This is a genomic window from Paenibacillus sp. JT22N12 (assembly GCF_056269365.1).
Window position 1 is genome coordinate 670122 of the sequence record NZ_JBWDNU010000001.1, and the last position, 17937, is coordinate 688058.

Annotated in this window: 11 protein-coding genes; 5 read left to right on the plus strand and 6 right to left on the minus strand. The window is 50.9% G+C overall.

Going from position 1 to position 17937, the window contains the following annotated elements:
* Window positions 1-243: 243 nt before the first annotated feature.
* The 5 genes from AC0YOA_RS02800 to AC0YOA_RS02820 form a co-directional block, all read right to left on the minus strand.
* Window positions 244-4866 (minus strand): Ig-like domain-containing protein, encoded by a 4623-nt coding sequence (locus tag AC0YOA_RS02800; RefSeq protein WP_475785306.1) that lies wholly within the window; start codon window positions 4864-4866, stop codon window positions 244-246.
* A gap of 197 nt (window positions 4867-5063) precedes the next feature.
* Window positions 5064-6629 (minus strand): ABC transporter substrate-binding protein, encoded by a 1566-nt coding sequence (locus tag AC0YOA_RS02805; protein ID WP_475785307.1) that lies wholly within the window; start codon window positions 6627-6629, stop codon window positions 5064-5066.
* 87 nt (window positions 6630-6716) lie between these two features.
* Window positions 6717-7646: a carbohydrate ABC transporter permease gene (locus AC0YOA_RS02810; protein ID WP_475785308.1), complete on the minus strand. Its 930-nt coding sequence runs from the start codon at window positions 7644-7646 to the stop codon at window positions 6717-6719.
* An 18-nt stretch (window positions 7647-7664) separates the two neighbouring features.
* Window positions 7665-8576, minus strand: coding sequence for an ABC transporter permease (locus AC0YOA_RS02815; protein ID WP_379112641.1), 912 nt, complete (start codon window positions 8574-8576; stop codon window positions 7665-7667).
* A 305-nt stretch (window positions 8577-8881) separates the two neighbouring features.
* Window positions 8882-11125: a cache domain-containing protein gene (locus AC0YOA_RS02820; protein WP_475785309.1), complete on the minus strand. Its 2244-nt coding sequence runs from the start codon at window positions 11123-11125 to the stop codon at window positions 8882-8884.
* Between the two features lie 239 nt (window positions 11126-11364).
* On the opposite strand from AC0YOA_RS02820, the gene AC0YOA_RS02825 reads away from it, so the two are divergent.
* Together AC0YOA_RS02825 and AC0YOA_RS02830 are read left to right on the plus strand one after the other, a co-directional pair.
* Window positions 11365-11859 (plus strand): C40 family peptidase, encoded by a 495-nt coding sequence (locus AC0YOA_RS02825; RefSeq protein ID WP_210043918.1) that lies wholly within the window; start codon window positions 11365-11367, stop codon window positions 11857-11859.
* A gap of 196 nt (window positions 11860-12055) precedes the next feature.
* The gene (locus AC0YOA_RS02830; protein WP_475785310.1) at window positions 12056-13225 is read left to right on the plus strand and encodes an MFS transporter; all 1170 of its coding nucleotides are present in this window, start codon (window positions 12056-12058) and stop codon (window positions 13223-13225) included.
* Window positions 13226-13416: 191 nt separating this feature from the next.
* Here AC0YOA_RS02830 and AC0YOA_RS02835 read toward each other — a convergent pair whose 3' ends face one another.
* On the minus strand, window positions 13417-14250 hold the full coding sequence (locus tag AC0YOA_RS02835) for a helix-turn-helix transcriptional regulator (RefSeq protein ID WP_475785787.1): 834 nt from the start codon (window positions 14248-14250) through the stop codon (window positions 13417-13419).
* Window positions 14251-14598: 348 nt separating this feature from the next.
* On the opposite strand from AC0YOA_RS02835, the gene AC0YOA_RS02840 reads away from it, so the two are divergent.
* Genes AC0YOA_RS02840 through AC0YOA_RS02850 form a run of 3 tightly spaced genes read left to right on the plus strand, consistent with a single transcriptional unit; the run spans window position 14599 to window position 17934 of the window.
* The gene (locus tag AC0YOA_RS02840; protein WP_210043920.1) at window positions 14599-15297 is read left to right on the plus strand and encodes a response regulator transcription factor; all 699 of its coding nucleotides are present in this window, start codon (window positions 14599-14601) and stop codon (window positions 15295-15297) included.
* Entirely contained in the window at window positions 15294-16769 is a 1476-nt protein-coding gene (locus AC0YOA_RS02845) for a sensor histidine kinase (protein WP_475785311.1), read from the plus strand. The genes AC0YOA_RS02840 and AC0YOA_RS02845 overlap by 4 nt, the downstream gene beginning before the upstream one ends.
* Window positions 16762-17934, plus strand: a complete 1173-nt coding sequence (locus tag AC0YOA_RS02850) for a hypothetical protein (RefSeq protein ID WP_475785312.1) — start codon at window positions 16762-16764, stop codon at window positions 17932-17934. Before AC0YOA_RS02845 ends, AC0YOA_RS02850 begins: the two co-directional genes overlap by 8 nt.
* Window positions 17935-17937: the final 3 nt, after the last annotated feature.

Below are 17937 nucleotides of genomic sequence, written 5' to 3' on the forward strand. Positions count from 1 at the left end.
TCGGGCTTTGCTTTATCAGTCCGGTGAAACATATCGGCTGCGCATGCGAAAACGTCTTTCGATCGCTGTTGTACCCTGAATTTTTTTATTTTGGATACCGCTGGTGCAAAGCGATCAACAATAGATACCGTTGATCACTTTGCACCGCTATCTGTTAAATTCGGGGTACAAAGGCGAGCGCTTCGCTTCTCCAGACTGTTTCCGCCTGCTCCGCCAGTCAATCACCGGACTATTAAAGCTGTGCTAGCTGATTGGATTCACTTTCACGTCATCGATATTCACGGTAACGGCTGGCCCTACGCTTTTGATGGAGAAGCCGACTCCGCCGAGCGTTACATCGGAGTCCGTGAAGGCAGCCGCCAGGGCACCGTCGATCAGGAGATTGAATACATTTCCGTCGACTTCGACGGTATAATCATGCCAGACGTTCAGATCGAAGCCCGGTATGGCCGCACTGATGTCCACCAAAGCTCCAACCTGCGCAGGAGTCGATGAATTTGGATATTTCCACATCTCTACTTCCTTCGTATTTTTGAATTCCAGGAAGTAATAGCTGGTGCCTGACGTATAACGGAACATCGTCCGGTAGCGGTCTCCCTTGGCTTTATAATTCAGGCTGTAGTTCTGGGAGGAATAAGGAAGCACGGATGACTTCACTACTGCACGCTGAGGGGAGCCCGCCGTCGTCGTTCCCCTCAATTCCCCGTTTTGCACCTGCCAGGCGGTTGTGCCGAACAAGTCCCAATTGCCCAGTCCGCCGGCAAAGACATCCTCATACAGAGGCTGCAGCGTGACTGTTACGATGCTGGCTGCCGTGAAGCCGCCATCTGCCGTTACAGCCGTAATAACAGCCGTTCCCGGCGCGATTGCCGATACTTTGCCGGTCGGGTCGACGGTGACGACCGCCGGATTGTCCGAGCTCCAGATCACCGTTTGATTCGAAGCGTCCGCAGGCGCAAATAGAGCCGTCAGATTCGTGCTTGTGCCTGATCCCATGGAGAGCGTCTCCTTGTTGAGAGTTATGCCGGTTACTGGAATATTGGCTTGTGTTATCAGCTCCGCATCATCAAACCAGACCGTTCCCGTTCCTTTCAGTCTCAAGCCAAGACTGATCCTGGCCGCGTCGGCAGGCGCCGCAGCAGTTACCACGATTTGTGTCCAGCCGCTTGTTCCTCTCAAGCTGCCTGATGAATACGTGCTGCCGGTGACAGTCGTCCCGTCGCTCTTATAGTAGGTGATGTCCGCAGTCGCCCCGTCGGTCTGGTTGACGCTATCGGTCCTGGCCCATGCCCGGAGCGTATAGGCCGCTCCCGGATCAACATTGATCATATTGCTGCCTGACAAACTCCAGCTGCCGTTGTCTGCAGCATTTGCGCTGCTGATTTTCACAGAGCTTCCATAAGTTCGGGAGGTTACCGTGTCCTTCGTCAGGACGGGTGTTCCGCTTAATGTGCCTGCCGTCCAGTTATCGGGACTTGCTGCGCCATTCTCAAAGCTGTTGTTTGGAACAACCACGGGAACCCCTGTCTTGGTAGTCGTCCAGTTGGCGAAGTTATAAGTCCATACCTCGCCGCCCTGAGAGGCGGTAAAGATATCCGAGTTCTGGTCCTGCTGCAGCCAAGGCGTATCGAATAGCTTGAATGAAGCGTAATCGATCGGCGTATTGTTGATTTTATGTGTGCCGGTATATGCAGCCGCACCCTGATCAAAGGTAATATCCATGGCATCCCCGCTCAGGCTGGTATAGACAAGGCGCGGGTTTGCGTCATTGATATGGGTGGCGTCCACTGTCGTATTGCTCAGAACGGCGTTCTTGAAGCTGTTCAAGTCGGCATACTCGGAAACGTCCGCGGTTTGGATAATCCAGCCGTTCGTGTCAGCCTGACTGCGAAGAATATTGTAGCTGTAGCTCAATTGATTGGTCGGATGCAGCCTCGCTGTTGTTTTGACTTTATTCGCCGGGTCGGTAGCTGTCTGGTAATACCAGGAGTACGGGTTCACCATTTTGAAGGCAAAATACATGGGACCCGTATCGCTGAATATCCATCCTGATTGTTCCTGCCTGCTTTTAATCGAACCGGTATCCGGGAACATCGCATTCACATAATTCATGGTTGGGCTGTTCAATAACTTATACACGCCCACGGCAGCTTTGCCATCCTGCATGACGCGGTGATTGGCTGGCTGATCATAATTTCCTATCGGGAGGTCGCCCTGATCGGCATTCACTCTGAAAACAGAGGCAGGCGAATCCGATTTCCAGCGCAGAACCATAGGAAGATCCTCAATCCAGTTATCGACCCGGTTGTACGTCACCTCAGTGGAAAGGCCCCAGTCGGGTTTCACCAAAGCCTGACGGTAGGTCTTCAAATTATTGCCGCTTGAATTCTGCCGATTGGTCTTGCGGGAAGAGTAGTCCTTGTGCGTGGACTGGCCGATTCGCAAAGCCATTTCCGGCGGCGTGTAATCCATTCCGCGATAAACTACCATGCCCAGATACTCCAGGTAAGGACGATAGGCCGCCGGAACCATGGCGTCGGAATCGCCTATCCCCTGCTGTGCGCGGTGCTGGCCAAAATACGCCCAGGATAAAGCGGTGTGGTCCGCCCCTCTCCATGACGGGCCGTTCGCCGTAACGCTGTCCCCTTTTGCCCGGCTTGTAGTGGAGATGATATTGCCGTCCGTCCAGTCATTGGCCCACTCGAACCACATGACATCCATGGCCATTTTGACCTTCTGCTTCAAGTCCGGCTCATCTGTATACTGATAGATGGCATTCAGACAGAAATAGGTCATGAAGGTGTATTCGGCGCTTTCATATTCAGCCCAGCCTTCATGTACGGCAGCTTCGATCATTTCCTCAATATTCGCCCTGTTCATGCTTTTCAGAGCAGCTCCGGAGTTGCCGTTCAAGTCGACCAGATCCGGAAAATACTGGCCTACCAGATAGCCCGCCGTATAATTGCTCATCCGCAGGTTCTCGGTCTGCGACAGCTTGGTATAGGCATATTGGGAGAAATACCATTTGACATGCTCCAGCATCGTGCTGCTGAACAGATCGCCCACCATCAGATAGGCATACATTTTGGAGACGGTTTTATACTGCTCCCAGTCATAGGTCTGGTACATATTGTCCACCTTCTGGAGGTTGCCCGCTACATTCTGCCCATCCAGAATCTGCGCGACATACTGGGCAATATTCAGAGGCAGTCCTCCCATTTCCGATACTGTTTTCGTCTTATCCCACAGCCATTGCTTCCTGCTGTCAATCGTGCCGGGGTACGGCGAATAGTTGCTTTCCTCAGGCGGAACCTCGCCGATTGTAACCCCGTCAAAAGCAGCCGTGCTTAGACGGGAATTCTCGTGGCTTGTAAGAGCAAGCCCGAAGTAGACGGTATTCGGCAGATTAATCGTCTCTTTCTTGACCAGCGTCCAGATTGCTCCGTCAGTCGACTCGAAAGCGCTGATCACATTGCCTACACGCGCCAGCTTCACCCAGGCCGGCGCCGGCGCTCTCATTCCTGCCGTCAGGGTTGATGCTCCTCCGGCTTGCAGGCGATCCTGGAAATTAACCCCGTTCAATGGCGTTACAGCCATCATGGCATAGGGCGATTGTGCCGATATGTTCCCTCGGATCATAATGCCGGCCTTCGTCCAAGCCACCGAATTGCCGATGCTTGCAACGCGCGCAACGATCTGGCCGTCGCCCGTCCAAGGCCGGTACACATAATGAAATGCATCCGCCGTTCCGTAGATGTCGCTGCCGGAGCCCTGAACGGTGAATGTGCCGGTCTCCTCGTCGTAGCTTGCGCCGCCTGGAACCGCAACCGTGCCGATATCCCGGTCGCCGAACGGCTCAGGCAGTCCGTTTGCCGATGGATCCGTCGTCACCGTGACCCCGTTGCTGGCATCTGACAAATTTCCCAGTCCGTCTCTTGCCTTTACGGTAAAATCATAGGCCGTATCCGGCGTCAATCCGACTATGGTATCAGCAGTCGTGGCACCGCTTACAGAGGATGCCAGAATACCATCCTGGTAAATGTCGTAGCGGGTAACCGCTACATTGTCTGTCGAAGCTGTCCAGGACAGGCTGACGCCGGTATCCGTCTTCCCGCTTGACGCCAAACCTGCAGGCGCTGTCGGCGCTTCGGTATCCTGTGCCGGTCCCGTATTGACTTCATACACCGCCAGATCGTCGACGATATAGGCTTCATCCGTCCCGTTGTTATTGACGCGGGCGGTGAACCCCAACCTGATATTCGTAATGCTGCGCTGCCCGCCATTCGGTATGACTTGAAACCGGTATCCGGGAAGATCGGCATCATTAACCGTCTGCAGTGTATCCGGCACCGTGTTGAGATAAGCTGCCGTCCCCGTGATGCTCGGTGTGCCTGCCGGGAAACGGGGAATCAGGTTATTGTCGAAGTTGCCGAACTGAAGAAAGGCATAAACATCCTTGTCTACCACCTTGTCGCTGGCTGCGCTCCGCCTGACCTTGTATTCAAAAACAAACTCGACCGGGGAACTGCCTGCCGGCATATTATAGATGGCATTAATGCGGTCCTTGAGGCTGCCGCTGTTCAACTGGTAATAGAAGCTGCTTGCCGTATTCGTTCCGAGCGAAGCGTCCCGGATTTCCAGGGCGTTGTCGCCATTAACCTGGACAATTTGCTGCGACCCCCCGCTTGTGCTTGCATCCTGTGTAAAGGGACTGACACCGCTGTCAAAATGACTATCCATGTCCGCTGCCAATAAATTGACCAGCTGCACTTCATCGTCCTCGTCTGCATGCAGGACGGGCAAATTGCCCAGTGAAATCAGCAGAACGAGAAACAAACTTATGAGCTTCTTGCTCCTTACTGCCATCTTCTAATCAACCTCCATTCAGGTAAGCGCTTGCATCTCTTCCGAAAAAGTAAATCATGATTCATTTCAGACTCCTCCTTCGATCATGAAAAGCGATTTGTGATTCCATCCAATCCTTATAAAATATTGCACCGGGCAAGCGCGATCAATCATCACCTCCTCTCCGGCTTGCCTGGTGCAACAGGACGAATCCTTATTTACTTCTTGGCCAGGAACGCGTCAATTTGTTTTTGCAGCTCAACCTGGATTTTCCTGGCGTAGCCTTCGCCTTCGCTTTTCAGCTTGTTCCACTGCTCGCTCGGATCAAGAACTCCGTCGAACAAGGCATTATAATATTTGTCCTCAACGGCATTGTACAAGGAAATTTCATTCATGACCGGACCCGGATCAAACGAGAAGCCGGTCAAAATGCTGGAGGTCAAGTTATCGGCTTTTTTGTTGAATTCATAGTGCTTGAGCGTATCCTCATCAAACCCGGCATTCAGACGGTCCATCGTCGGATTCCAGATCCAGGCGTACGGGAAATAGGAATAGTTCGATCCGATCTGCTTGTATTGATCTTCGCCAACCGTTTCATAGTGCGTACCTTCGATTCCGTAAGCCAGGAGATCATAATTTTCCTTCTGTGCGGTCCAGTTCAGGAACATCATTGCGCGTTCCTTGTTTTTGCTGACTTTCGGGATCGCCTGGAAGTTCGCTTGCTTGAAGTTGGTGATGTTTTGGCCCTTTTCCATTTTAATGAACGTTACCGCTTCCAATTCTGCGCCCGGAACGTTCTGGGCTACAGCGCTGCCCAGACTGGACGGCACGCCGAATTCATTATAGACAGCCACCGCCACTTTACCGGAATTAATGACGGAATCAATATCCTTCAGAGCGAGAATATCCGGGTGAATCAGCCCATCCTGATACAGTTTTCTGGCTTCTTCAATCCAGGACCAGATTCGCGGCTCCATTTGGTCAAACAGGTTGTAGACTTTGCCGTCGTTGTTTTTGTAATACAGGACAAGGCTTTGGCCCAAAGCGTCCGATCTCAGGAATTGGGGATCGTATTCCATGAAGGCTCTGAACGCGCCCCAGGAAACATCCTTCTGTCCAGGCTGGCCATATGCGAGAAGCGGAATAACATCCTTCTCGTTCTCTTTTACCTTGTAAGCAAATTTAATCAGATCATCATAGGTTTTAATGGGCGGCAAGCCATACTTTTCTCGCAGATCCTTGCGGACCACATACGTTCTTCCTGCCAGATGCGTGTTGCCAAGGGGCAGGGCATAAATTTGGCCTTGAAACCTGTTCGCATCAAACATCTGCTGGGATCTGACCTTTACAGCGTCCTGACCGTATTTGGCCAGCAGATCTTCCAGCGGTTCATAATAACCGGCACTGACCATCTGCTCCATATGAAGCCACGGCGCGTCAAAGATCAGGTCGACATTCTCCCCGGACGCCAGCATAACCTGTGTTTTCTGGGCAAGATCGGAGAACGGAACGAATACGATATCCAGCTTGACGTTAAGCGTATCCGCCATTCTTTTCTCGGCTTCTTTGATAATGAGGTCCATATCCGCCGGACGGTCCCCTGGCATTACAATCTTCAGCGTCACCGGATCAAGCTTGGTGCCCTCAGCCGGTTCCCCTCCCGTGTTCGCCGATGCCGGATCGGCTGCGCTGCCGGATTCTTTAGCATTGGATGCGCACCCGACCGCCACCGCCATCATCAGCGATATAACCATAATCATTGCCAGCATCTTTCTAATTCCCATTGACTTGACCCTCCTATAATGATTGTCTGACTCCCGTATGAAGTTTATCGGAAGTTGTATTCTTAACCGGAAGATTCCGGATCAAGACTATCCTTTCAACGCGCCAATCGTAATCCCCTTTACGAAAAACCGCTGAATAAACGGGTACAGGAAGATAATCGGCCCGATGGTCAGGCACACGGTCGCCAGCTGCACCCCATAAGTCGGCAAAGGCTGCGTATAAGTCGTTTGACTGCCGCCTACGTATGCGCTGATGTTGATGCTGGAAATGAGCTGCCGGATCATCATTTGCAGCGGATGAAGCTTATAATTGTCGATGAACAGCAGCGCCAGGAAGAAATCATTCCAGTACTGAAGCGCGTAGAACAGCCCTACGGTGGCAATAACCGGTTTTGATATCGGGATAATGATTTTAAAGAATATCGTCAAGTCATTCGCGCCATCAACCGTTGCCGCCTCATTGATTTCATAAGGCAGAGTCCGGAAGAAGGATACCATGATGAAAGCGAAAAACGGGTTCAGCATATAGGGCAGAATTAACGCCCACAGGGAGTCCTTCAGACCTAGCCAATTGGCGATGAGGATATAGAAGCCGACCAGACCAGCCCCGAAGATCATCGTAAAATAAGTGAGAAAGCTCAGAATGTTGCGGTACTTTACCTTCGGATGAGCCAGCACGTAGGCATACATGGAGGTGAGCAGAAGGGCGAGAATCGTTCCGCCGACCGTCACCGTTGTGGACACGACGTAGCTGCTGAACACCTGCCTGCCCTCGAGCAGAAATTGATAAGCCGAGAGAGAGAAGTCCTTCGGAATCAATTGATAGCCATGCTGCTTCATCGTTACCTCCGTGGCGAATGAATTGATCAGCACCAGCCAGAACGGAAGCAGACAGATTAGAGCAAATACGCCGGTGAAGGCATAAACGAAAATAATAAACACTTTTTCGGAGAGGGATCTGTCCGTCTTGACCCTCATCGCTTTCATCGTTTTAACCTGACGGATTGAATTTTCCATTCGCTTACCTGCTTTCTTTTAGAACAAGCTGGAGTCCTTGTCGATTTTTTTGGCGATGGCATTGAAGACCACGATCGTAATGAGTCCCATAACGGACTGGTACAGGATAACAGCCGATGATTTGCTGAAATCTCCCAATTGGCGAAGCGCTCTGAACGAGTAGGTGTCGATAACATCGGTTGTTGGATACAGCGGAGCGTTGTCGCCCACTATTCCGTAAATCATGCCGAAATCGCCATAGAAAATCCGTCCGACGCCAAGCAGTGCAAGAACAATGACGACGTTGCGGATCAGCGGAATCGTAATATGAATAATCTGCTGAAACCGGCTTGCCCCGTCAATCCGCGCACTCTCATAATAATCGCCCGAAATGCCCGTGATCGCGGCCAGAAAGATGATCGAGAAATACCCCGCAAACTTCCAGATATAGATAATGGTCAGAATGGCCGGCCAAAGTCCGGGCTTTAAATACCAGTTCTCCCCTTCTACTCCGTAAGACATTAAAGTCCGGTTCAATATGCCGTCCGACGTATTCAGAAAAGCGAACACCATCATGCTGACAACGAGCCAGGAAATAAAATACGGCATGAAAATGAAGGACTGGGCGATCTTCTTGAATACCAGATTGCGGATCTCATTCAGAAAGATCGCAAGAATCAAGGCGATTCCAAGTCCGCATACGATAAACAAGCCGTTCAGAAAAATCGTATTGAACGTAACCTTGTACCAGTCGCTGCTCATAAAGAAGAACTTGAAATTATCAAACCCGACCCACTCACTCCCCCATAAGCCATCGGCCAGGCGATATTTTTTGAAAGCAATCAAATGCCCTGCCATAGGAATATAGGCAAACACGATCAAAAACAGCAATCCCGGCAGTGCGAGAACATACAAATACTTGTTCTTCACGATTTCTCTAAGTATGGCCACCTTTGCTTTCGTCTCCCTCCTGGTGTGAGATGATTTGTTTTTCTACGACCAAGCTTATGATGCCGGCCTCTCCCCTGTATAGTTCTGATAATGGAATACGGGTACTGAAACCGCATGGAATCAAGGTTCTCAATACGGAAGTTGGGTGCGTAAACCGGAAATGACAGGCTGTCAGGGGCAGAACTGCACATAGGACCAGGCTCCTGCGCGATCGGATTTTATAAGCTTAAGGATACTTGTTTGCTGGTAACGACAAAGAAACCTCCGGCTGGTTCAGCCGGAAGTTACTTGTCAGAATCGCATTATCACTGCTTCTCCCGGTATTGACTCGGCGTCATCCCGGTTGCTTTCTTGAATACCGTGAAGAAATGGCTTTTCGTCTGAAAACCGGACCGTTCCCCGATATCCGTCACCGTCCAGTCCGTCGATACCAGCAGCTCCTTCACCTTGGCAATCCGTTCCTGAAGGATGTAATCCGAAAGCGTCTTGTCGAATACCTCCTTGAACAGCTGCCGCACATGCCGTGTCGACAAGGAAAGATGCCCGGATATTTCTTCGATGGTCAGCATCGGATCATGGAGATGGTTCTTCACGTATTCCACAATTTCCGTAACGACCTCATCGCGGCGGCTCGCGCCCTTCTTGCTGCTCATATCGTCGATGATGCCGAGCAGCTCCTGCTCCAGCCAGCCCCTTACTCCGCTGAGCTTGTCGAACGACTCCAGAATATTCTCAATACCCTCGACCGATTCCACGGAAGGCAGCTTATTGAACGTTTTGAACAGCGTGTAGAGCATTAAGGAAAGCTGAAATTTGCTTTGTGTATAATGCATCGTCTGCATATGGGCGAATATCAGGTCCAGGCTTGCCGCAATTTCCTCGGGCCTTCCCATTCTCACCTTCTTGATCAGCTCATCGAGCAAATTATCGTCGGCCAACGGTTGAACGCGCTGCATATAGTCTTCAAAATCGCGTTCGATAAAAATCTTTTCCGCGCCCGAAACAAAATTGAGCATGGTGAGCTCATGAATATGCTGATAGATACTGCGCACATCGTCGCTTAACGACTTCTGACCGCTCACGGCAGCAGTGATGTGTATTTGCGTCCACTGTCTGATTTGCTCCCTGACTTCCTCCAGTACCCCGATCAATTCGTTCATGGGAACATGATCTCCCGATATCAAAAGAGCCAGGTTGTCGCCGCCAAGGTCGACCGATTCCGCATACCAGCTGCGGTTGATAACCTCTTCGGCAATATTGCCGATCGCATATTTCATCAGCTTTCTCGAGGCAAAATTATACTGCTCCTTGAACCGGCCGAATTCATTGATCCGGATGACGCTGACATAGAGCTCCTCGTGCTCGAACAGACTGGATTGTTCGCGGAGATAATGCTCCACAGGCGTGATCAGCTTTCCTTGCAGAATCCACTGCCTCAGATATTCGGTCTTAATGACATTCCGGTGCTCGCGCATGGAGGAGTCCAGCTGCCCCATCCGGTCTTCCAGCATCTCGATCCCGTAACGGATGACTTTATACTCAGCCATGGAGCTGTCGGTTTTATGATTATTTTTCAAATGAAGGCCGAATTTCATCTCCAATTGATCGGCAAGCTGCGAGAATGGCTTATAGGTGCGGCGGGAATTCCAGAACAGGATGGCAATCAGCACGACAACGAGGCAGGAGACAAATATGATCATTTTCAAACGGAAGGAAATAAAATCGGCCCGGATGCCTTCCAGCTTGGCCATATGATAGATATACCAGCCCTGCGGCTCGATCAGCGCATATTGAACAGACCAGGACTCGCCGTTATGATCCTTCGTGTAGCTGCCTGAACCCTTCACCGCAGTCGCAGCCAGCTCCATATTCAATTGCGTGGAGTCGGAAGCTCCCAGCATGAGATTGCCTTCATTGTCCAGAATAAACGACTGGATCTCCGAATTGGCGTCCTCCTTGAGCAAATACTGCTTCATCAAGGCATCATTCAGGAGCAGGACCAGATACCCGAACGATTGCTGACCGGACGGGACGGTAGGAATGATCATCGCAAGCTTCGTTGTGCCATTGACCTGATGAACGAAGAACCGCTGATAAGAGCTCCTTTTTTGTTTCGCCATCTCCAGCATGGGCTGGTCCCGGAATTGCTGAAACGAGGATAAGCCATATTTGAGGTCGATCGTATGCTCAGTCCGCATGTTAATTAAATAGACATTGTCCAGAAAGGGCTCCGTTGTCATATATTTATTGGCCGCCACAATGGCGTCGACCTGGGTCCCCTGGGATTCTTCGCTTGCCATCAGCCAGGTGCTGATGCTTTTGTCCGCATACATATTAAATCCGTACGCAATCATCTTGTTGAAAATAAATTCGGCATTATCCCGTGAATGTGCTATCTCTGTCTCATTCACCTGATCAATCTGTTTCATCGCGTAGATGGAGAACTGATGGGTCATCATGTACACAAAAGGTACGGAGACGACCGTGAACAGAATGCATAGACTCAAGAAAATCCGGATGTACGCCTGCTTAGGAATAAAACGATTCATATGGCTCCCCCTTCGTCCACTCGATCAAATTTTATATTCAACAAGCTGTAAACGCAATCATTTTCGGCATGTCCGAAGAGATGAGAGGTTTTTCATTCTCTTCTCATAATCGGGTTTTTTCCGTTGAAGACACAGCGGTTTCCTTCTTTTTGGGAAATCCTGGTGAAAAATAAGTGTGCTATAGTAAGAAACAGTTTACAGTTTATTAACACCTACGCTTGGAGGGAAAGCATACGATCATGACCAAGAAAAATCTCAAGAAGAAACCATTCCTGAAAAACATTATGGTCACAGCCATTTGCGCTGCGATCGGATTCTCAGCTACCGCAGCCGTCCAAACACCATCGGCGCATGCCGCTACGCCCGCGGCTCTAAGTCTTATCAGCTCGGGCACCCAATTTCTTGGTGTTCCTTACCGTTTCGGCGCGCCGGCAGGCGTTACATACGCATTTGACTGTTCGTCTTTTATTCAATATGTGTTTAAAGCCAGCGGCATCAAGCTTCCCCGCACCTCGGTCGCGCAAGCGACGGCAGGGAAGAAAGTGGCAAAGGGCTATCTCAGTACAGGCGATCTTGTATTCTTCAATACGGGAGGCGCCGGAATCAGCCATGTTGCGATCTATGCGGGCAACGGCAAAATCCTGCACAGCTCGAGCACCAAAGGGGTCACCATTGCAAGCATGAACACAACCTATTGGCAGAGCAAATACGTTACCGCACGCCGTGTGCTGTAACTTCAGACTTACGTAGAACCCGATCCGTGCAGCGTTTGCACGGACCGGGTTTTTTTGTTGCCGGCTCTCCGGCCTCCTCCCTGCTCCGGCTCACTGGCGTAATTTTGTAGAGGAATCCTGAAACATTCATCGAACTACTCTAAGAGCCCGTCTTATAGCACCAGGATGAAGTCAATACGAGTAAAGGATGGAGAGCATGCCTGTTAATCTTGCGTATTTTCTGTTTTTCTACGTTTTTATCTATATGAGCAATGCGGTTTACGGTACGTTCATTCCGCTGTACTTTCAACATGTCGGATTCTCGCAGTCGCAGATCGGAACGCTGCTCAGTCTCGGTCCGCTGATTGCCATTCTCGCCCAGCCGGTCTGGGGTACGCTGAGCGACCGTGCCAGAACCAAGAACAGCATCCTGCTGCTGCTGATCGCCGGAAGCGGAATATCCATGCTGCTGTATCCTTTGTCCAATCACTTCGTTTATCTGCTGATCATGATCTGTCTGTTTACATTTTTTCAGACCTCGATTTTTGCTGTCAGCGACGCCGTGACGCTGGAGGTTCTAGACAAGCGGAAGCGGGGCAATTACAGCCATATCCGGTTGGGCGGAACAGTCGGTTATGCGATCATGTCTATCCTGTTCGGTCTCATCGCGCAGAAGCGCATTGACCTGATGTTCGGCATTTACGCTGCCATTCTTGCAGTCTGCTTTTTGCTTGTTCTGCGTTTTCCCGCAATAGAGGGACATCAATCCAAAGGGAGGAAAATGAGGGTTTGGGTGCTGTTAAAAAACCGGAAGCTTGTGGTTTATATGGCCGCCAATTTTGTTCTTCAGATCACTCTCGGCTATTATTATGGATTCTTTCCCCTTTATTTCAAGGAATTGGGAGGCAGCAGCGCATGGCTGGGATGGTCGATGGTGATCTCTTCGCTTAGCGAGATTCCGTTCCTGCTTCTGTCGAACCGAATCTTCAAGCATGTCAAGATTCCTTATATATTATTGGGGGCTGGAGCTGCTGCCGCACTGCGCTGGTATCTGTTCTCCGTCATTCAGAATCCCTACTGGACCCTGCCGGTGCAGGTTCTGCATGGACTGATCTTTATCGTATTGTCCGTGACCATGGTAACCGTTATTAACAAGGAAGTACCGAATGAGCTGAAAGCAAGCGGTCAAACATTTAACGGCCTGCTCAGCCTGGGAATTGCCCGGATCATAGGAAGCATTGCGGGAGGCGTTGCCAGCGAAGCCTTCGGCATGCGCAGCGTGTTCTTCTATAATTTCATTGTCGCGCTGGTCTGCATCGTCGTATTCTCCGCTGTCTTCTGGCTGCAGGGCAGTCGGGAGAAAGCCAGTATCGGCGCAGGCTCCTGAACGTAAGGATCAGCAAGCCAGCCGATTAAGGCGCAGCTGATCCTTATGGCTTCCGGCATACAAAGAACGGTCTACTTCGCATCCATGCGAACGAAGGCCGTTCTTTGTTTCGTTCGATGAATGCTGTCCGGATGCGCTGAGGATTATTAGGCGGGCTGCTGCGCTGAAGCATGCAGGAAGGCAGCCTGGTTTTATTTGATATGGATTAAATCGGATTTATTGGTATTGTTTTCTTGTTGATCATTGTTCTGATGAACCCGATTGAGGAACACATTCATCAACAAGGGAAGGGAAATAAGAATGGGCGGATCGTCCAAACGGGGAACGTGGAGCATGACTTGCTGATGGGGGACGATCGTATTGGGGCCGACGAATATAGGCTTCTTCGAGCGGGTTCGCAGCGTAGCTTGAGGAAGCAGAAGATCCACCCCCTGCGTTCCCCAGGAAATCGTAGTTGCCATCAAATAATAGGTTCCCGGCTTGACTCCGGTAAAGCAGAAGCCCCCTAGTGAAGGCAGCACGGTTCCGTACAGCGGGAATCCTTCCGGAATAGGCTTGGCAAACAAGCCGATCAAAATGATGCCCTCAAATGGAATCTCCGCTTGAATGGATCCTCCTACCCGGTCATGCCGATCGGAAACAAGCTGCGCCGTCTGCCAATCTTTAAGCTTTTCCAGTGTATTAAAATGGCTGTTCGCCTGCTGCGTCGAGTTGCGGAAATCGGACGGTGTCATGCCTACCTTCTCGGTAAAACGGGTGGTAAAGGTTCCCAGGCTTTGCTGTCCAATCTCCAGACCGATGTCGCGTATGCTCAAATTTGTGCGCAGAAGCAAATCCTTGGCCTTCTGAAGCCGGAGCGAGGAGACATAATATAAGGGCGGCAGACCGATTCTTTCCTTGAAAATGCGTGTGAAATGATAAGGACTGTAAGCTATGTGGCCGGCCAATAAGGAAAGCGGAAGCGGATCATAGATGTTCTGATGTATGAATGCGATCACCTCGTCTATTTCTGCGTACCGATCCATTGCCATACCTGCATCTTCCTTCCGTTATTTATCCATCTCCTTGATCAGAACATTTGTTCTCATTAAATGATAACACATATTTTATTCCCTGGGAACTGTCTATTTTTAGTTTAATTGTAAAAAATGGAGGAGGCAATGACACCGCCTTAACCTTTCTCTACCTGTTGAACATGTATCCGGCTCCCGCTTACATGTATCCAAAATGTAAAATCAGCCGGTAAACTCTGTCAAAGAAGCTATGGCCTCTGTTCATTTGCTACAATAATAAAAGACAGACAACCCGATCATTTACTTCGGCACCTCGAAGGGTCCCCTCGCGAGATGCCGAAATTAAGGAGTGCAGCATAAATGCTTAAGCAAAAGATTCTTGTCGTAGAGGATGAGGAGGCCATCGCGGAGCTGCTTGTCTATGCCCTGGAGAGAGAAGGATTCTCCGTCATGCGCGCAAGCACCGGGAATGAAGCTGAATCGATGGGCCGTTCCGGCCGGCCGGATCTGATCCTGCTTGATTTGATGCTCCCCGACGGGAGCGGATTCGAATTATGCAAAATCGCGGCGAAGGAGGATTGGAATATCCCCATCATCATGCTGACAGCGAAATCAGATATGGTGGACAAGATCCTGGGAATGGAGCTCGGAGCCGACGATTATATTACGAAGCCCTTTGACGTGCGCGAAGTCATTGTGCGGATCAAAGCGATCTTCCGCAGAATCGGCCTTGTTATCAAGCAATCCCAGGGCAATGCAGCGGAACGCCTCGCGATCGGCGGACAAATTGAAATCGCCAGAAGGCAGCGGAAAGCATGGAAGAACGACGAGGAAACGGATCTGAAGAACAAAGAATTTGATCTGCTGCTGTTTCTCGCCGATAACCGCGGCATCGTATTCACGCGTCCACAGCTGCTGGATCAGGTTTGGGGATTCGATTTTGCCGGCGATACCCGCACCGTCGACATCCATGTCCAGCGGCTGCGCAAAAAGCTTGACGACGGCGACGGGAATTCCGTTATCGAAACCGTGTTCGGCGTAGGGTACCGGATGCCATGAGCAGTACCGGCGGAATCCGGTTTCCCATCCGGCATAAGCTCCTGTTGTCTTTTACCGTCGTTATATTCGCCGGCTTGTCCGCCCTGCTCCTTGTATCTGTGAGAATCACGGAGCAGAATGTCTCGGGCATCATCAATCAGGACATGATTCAGGCCAACAAGACGATCGAGCTTTATGTCAAACAGTATTTTCTGACCCGAAATATATCAATGGATCAGGACTCTATCCGCTTCGAAGCGGATGGTCTTGTCAAGGAGCTGAGCGCTGCCGTCGGCAGCCCGATATCGGTGTACGATCCCGCAGGCAAGGGTTTATCCGATCTGAACGCGGATTTGATGCCTGCAACCAACGACTTCGCCGAGTCCCTGCATGGCAATATCGCCTATTCCCTGCGGCAATCCGGCACGGAAACCACTGTCCGTCTGTCAAGTCCCGTAGAGTCCGGCGGTAAATTGATCGGCGTTATCCATATGGTAAAGGATTACTCGGGCTTATATGATTTTACAAGCCGCTTCCTGTCGACCGTAAGATGGTTTGCCGTCGGAATTTTCCTGCTTGTCTTCCTGACCGCCGCCCTGCTCGCAGTCCGGATCACGAAGCCCTTGGGCAAGCTTGCGCGCAGTCTTGAGCGTGTTTCCGAAGGGATCTATGAGACCGCACCCCCAGCTCTCAGCCGCGATGAGATTGGCGATTTATCCCGTTCATTTATGATCATGGTCAAGCAGATTAAAGCGCAAATCGCCATTATTGAGCGGGAACGGGATACGCTGCAGGAAACACAGGCGATGAGCAAAACCTTTTTCGATAATGTAACCCATGAACTGAAGACGCCTCTTACGACGATCCGCGGCTATGCGCAAATCATGATGGAGAACGGATTTACGGATCCCGTTTTCTTCAACAAGGGCATGAAATATATTCTGGATGAAAGTCAAAGGCTGAACGACAAGGTCGTGCAGATCATTGAATTTTCGACTGCCGCTGCGGAAGGTTTTGATTACCGGCTGGAGGAGGTCGACTTGTCCAATCTGGTTAGGGACGTCTGCGAAGACATGAGGGTCAAAGCCAGAAAATACGGCATCCGAATTGATTGCGCCGACGAGCCGGGTCTTCAGCTTATCGGCGATGAGGTCAAACTGCGGGAAATGCTCATTAATGTGGTGGATAACGCGGTCAAATACGGAGGCGTGAATACCACCATTCATGTTACCGCCGAACGCGCGGCGGATAACCGGGTCCGCATACAGGTGCAGGATCAGGGGCCGGGCATTGCCGAAGAGCATCTTCATCGTCTGTTCGATCCGTTCTATCGTGTTGCGGGCACCAAAAAAGAAGAACGCGGAAGCGCCGGCCTTGGCCTAGCGATCGTCAAGACGATCGCGGAACGTCATAACGGGCATGTAACCATTGACAGTCAGCTTCATCAGGGTTCGACAGTCACGATTGAATTGGGAGGTCATGATCATGAGTGAACGCAGCCGCGCACCTTTCTTCCGAATGATGGCGCTGGCCGTTCTGATGGCCGTCATCATTGCAGCTTTTCTGGGGGTCGGGGAGCTTGCCTTACGAACGATTGACGGCGACAAGACGGTTGTGCTGGACCCTTCGCTGTTTCAGGAAGCCGCCGGCGGAGGCCTGCGTATCGATACCATCATCAAACGCCATGTAGACAGCCCCATGAAGGAGGCCAAGCTGCTGGACGGGGATCAGATATTGTTCCACGCTTCCGGAAGCGGAGAAACGAATGACCCGACCGCACTTGCCGTCTATAGCATCGACAACAACCAGATCCGCGATATCGTCCATAATCAGCCGATTCTATCCAGCAGCTTGTCCCCTGACGGGACCAGGCTTATTTACAGCTCTGTCCAGGGCGGCAAAGACATCATTACCGTCTGGTATGATCTTGTGAACGACAAGACCATCGATATCTGGGATGGATACTCGTATTGGGCGACTTTGCTGAACGATAACCGGTATATTGGTTTATCTGGATACGGGTATAAATCAGAAATCAGAATGTATGATTTAAAAACAGGACCAAAAAAGTATAAAACAATTGCCATGATAAACGACTCTATTTATGCAAAATACGCCCAATCGATTGACAAATCGATTGAATACCAAAAGAAGATGGCAGCCAAAACACTTAAGCCAATGCTGTCCCCCGGTGGCCATTATCTCTCCATACAGCTGATGATGACATCGGGTCTCTCGGCCATTCATACCATTAACCTGGACGATGATACGGCATCTGATACGGTTGAGATGGAAATTTATGAATTTACAACGCTCCGGGACGGCAGACTGCTCATATCCGGCCGTATCGACGGTGTCGAGGGACTCTATCTCGCTTCCGGCGCTGACGCTCCCGTTCTGCTGAAGGAAGGCGTGTTCAGCAATCTGGCGGCAAGTCCGCAGATGGATGCCGTTTCCTATCTCACCCGCACAGGGGATGAGCGTCCGAAGCTATTGGCCGGAAAACTGGACGGCAATCGGCTGGCCTCCGAAATTACCGTGTATGGCGATCCCGGCTATGTCGGGCTGCTGCAGTGGAGCAGCGACGGCAAAGCGTTGATCAGTACCGCAGAAGGCCTTGAAGGGACGGAGGTCTACAAGTTTCAATTCGCCTCCTGATCC

Coding starts and splice junctions, on each gene's coding strand:
- AC0YOA_RS02845 (WP_475785311.1), top strand. CDS start 15,294: ATGAGCAGTACCGGCGGAATCCGGTTTCCCATCCGGCATAAGCTCCTG.
- AC0YOA_RS02850 (WP_475785312.1), top strand. CDS start 16,762: ATGAGTGAACGCAGCCGCGCACCTTTCTTCCGAATGATGGCGCTGGCC.
- AC0YOA_RS02820 (WP_475785309.1), bottom strand. CDS start 11,125: ATGAATCGTTTTATTCCTAAGCAGGCGTACATCCGGATTTTCTTGAGT.
- AC0YOA_RS02830 (WP_475785310.1), top strand. CDS start 12,056: ATGCCTGTTAATCTTGCGTATTTTCTGTTTTTCTACGTTTTTATCTAT.
- AC0YOA_RS02800 (WP_475785306.1), bottom strand. CDS start 4,866: ATGGCAGTAAGGAGCAAGAAGCTCATAAGTTTGTTTCTCGTTCTGCTG.
- AC0YOA_RS02825 (WP_210043918.1), top strand. CDS start 11,365: ATGACCAAGAAAAATCTCAAGAAGAAACCATTCCTGAAAAACATTATG.
- AC0YOA_RS02835 (WP_475785787.1), bottom strand. CDS start 14,250: ATGGATCGGTACGCAGAAATAGACGAGGTGATCGCATTCATACATCAG.
- AC0YOA_RS02810 (WP_475785308.1), bottom strand. CDS start 7,646: ATGGAAAATTCAATCCGTCAGGTTAAAACGATGAAAGCGATGAGGGTC.
- AC0YOA_RS02805 (WP_475785307.1), bottom strand. CDS start 6,629: ATGGGAATTAGAAAGATGCTGGCAATGATTATGGTTATATCGCTGATG.
- AC0YOA_RS02840 (WP_210043920.1), top strand. CDS start 14,599: ATGCTTAAGCAAAAGATTCTTGTCGTAGAGGATGAGGAGGCCATCGCG.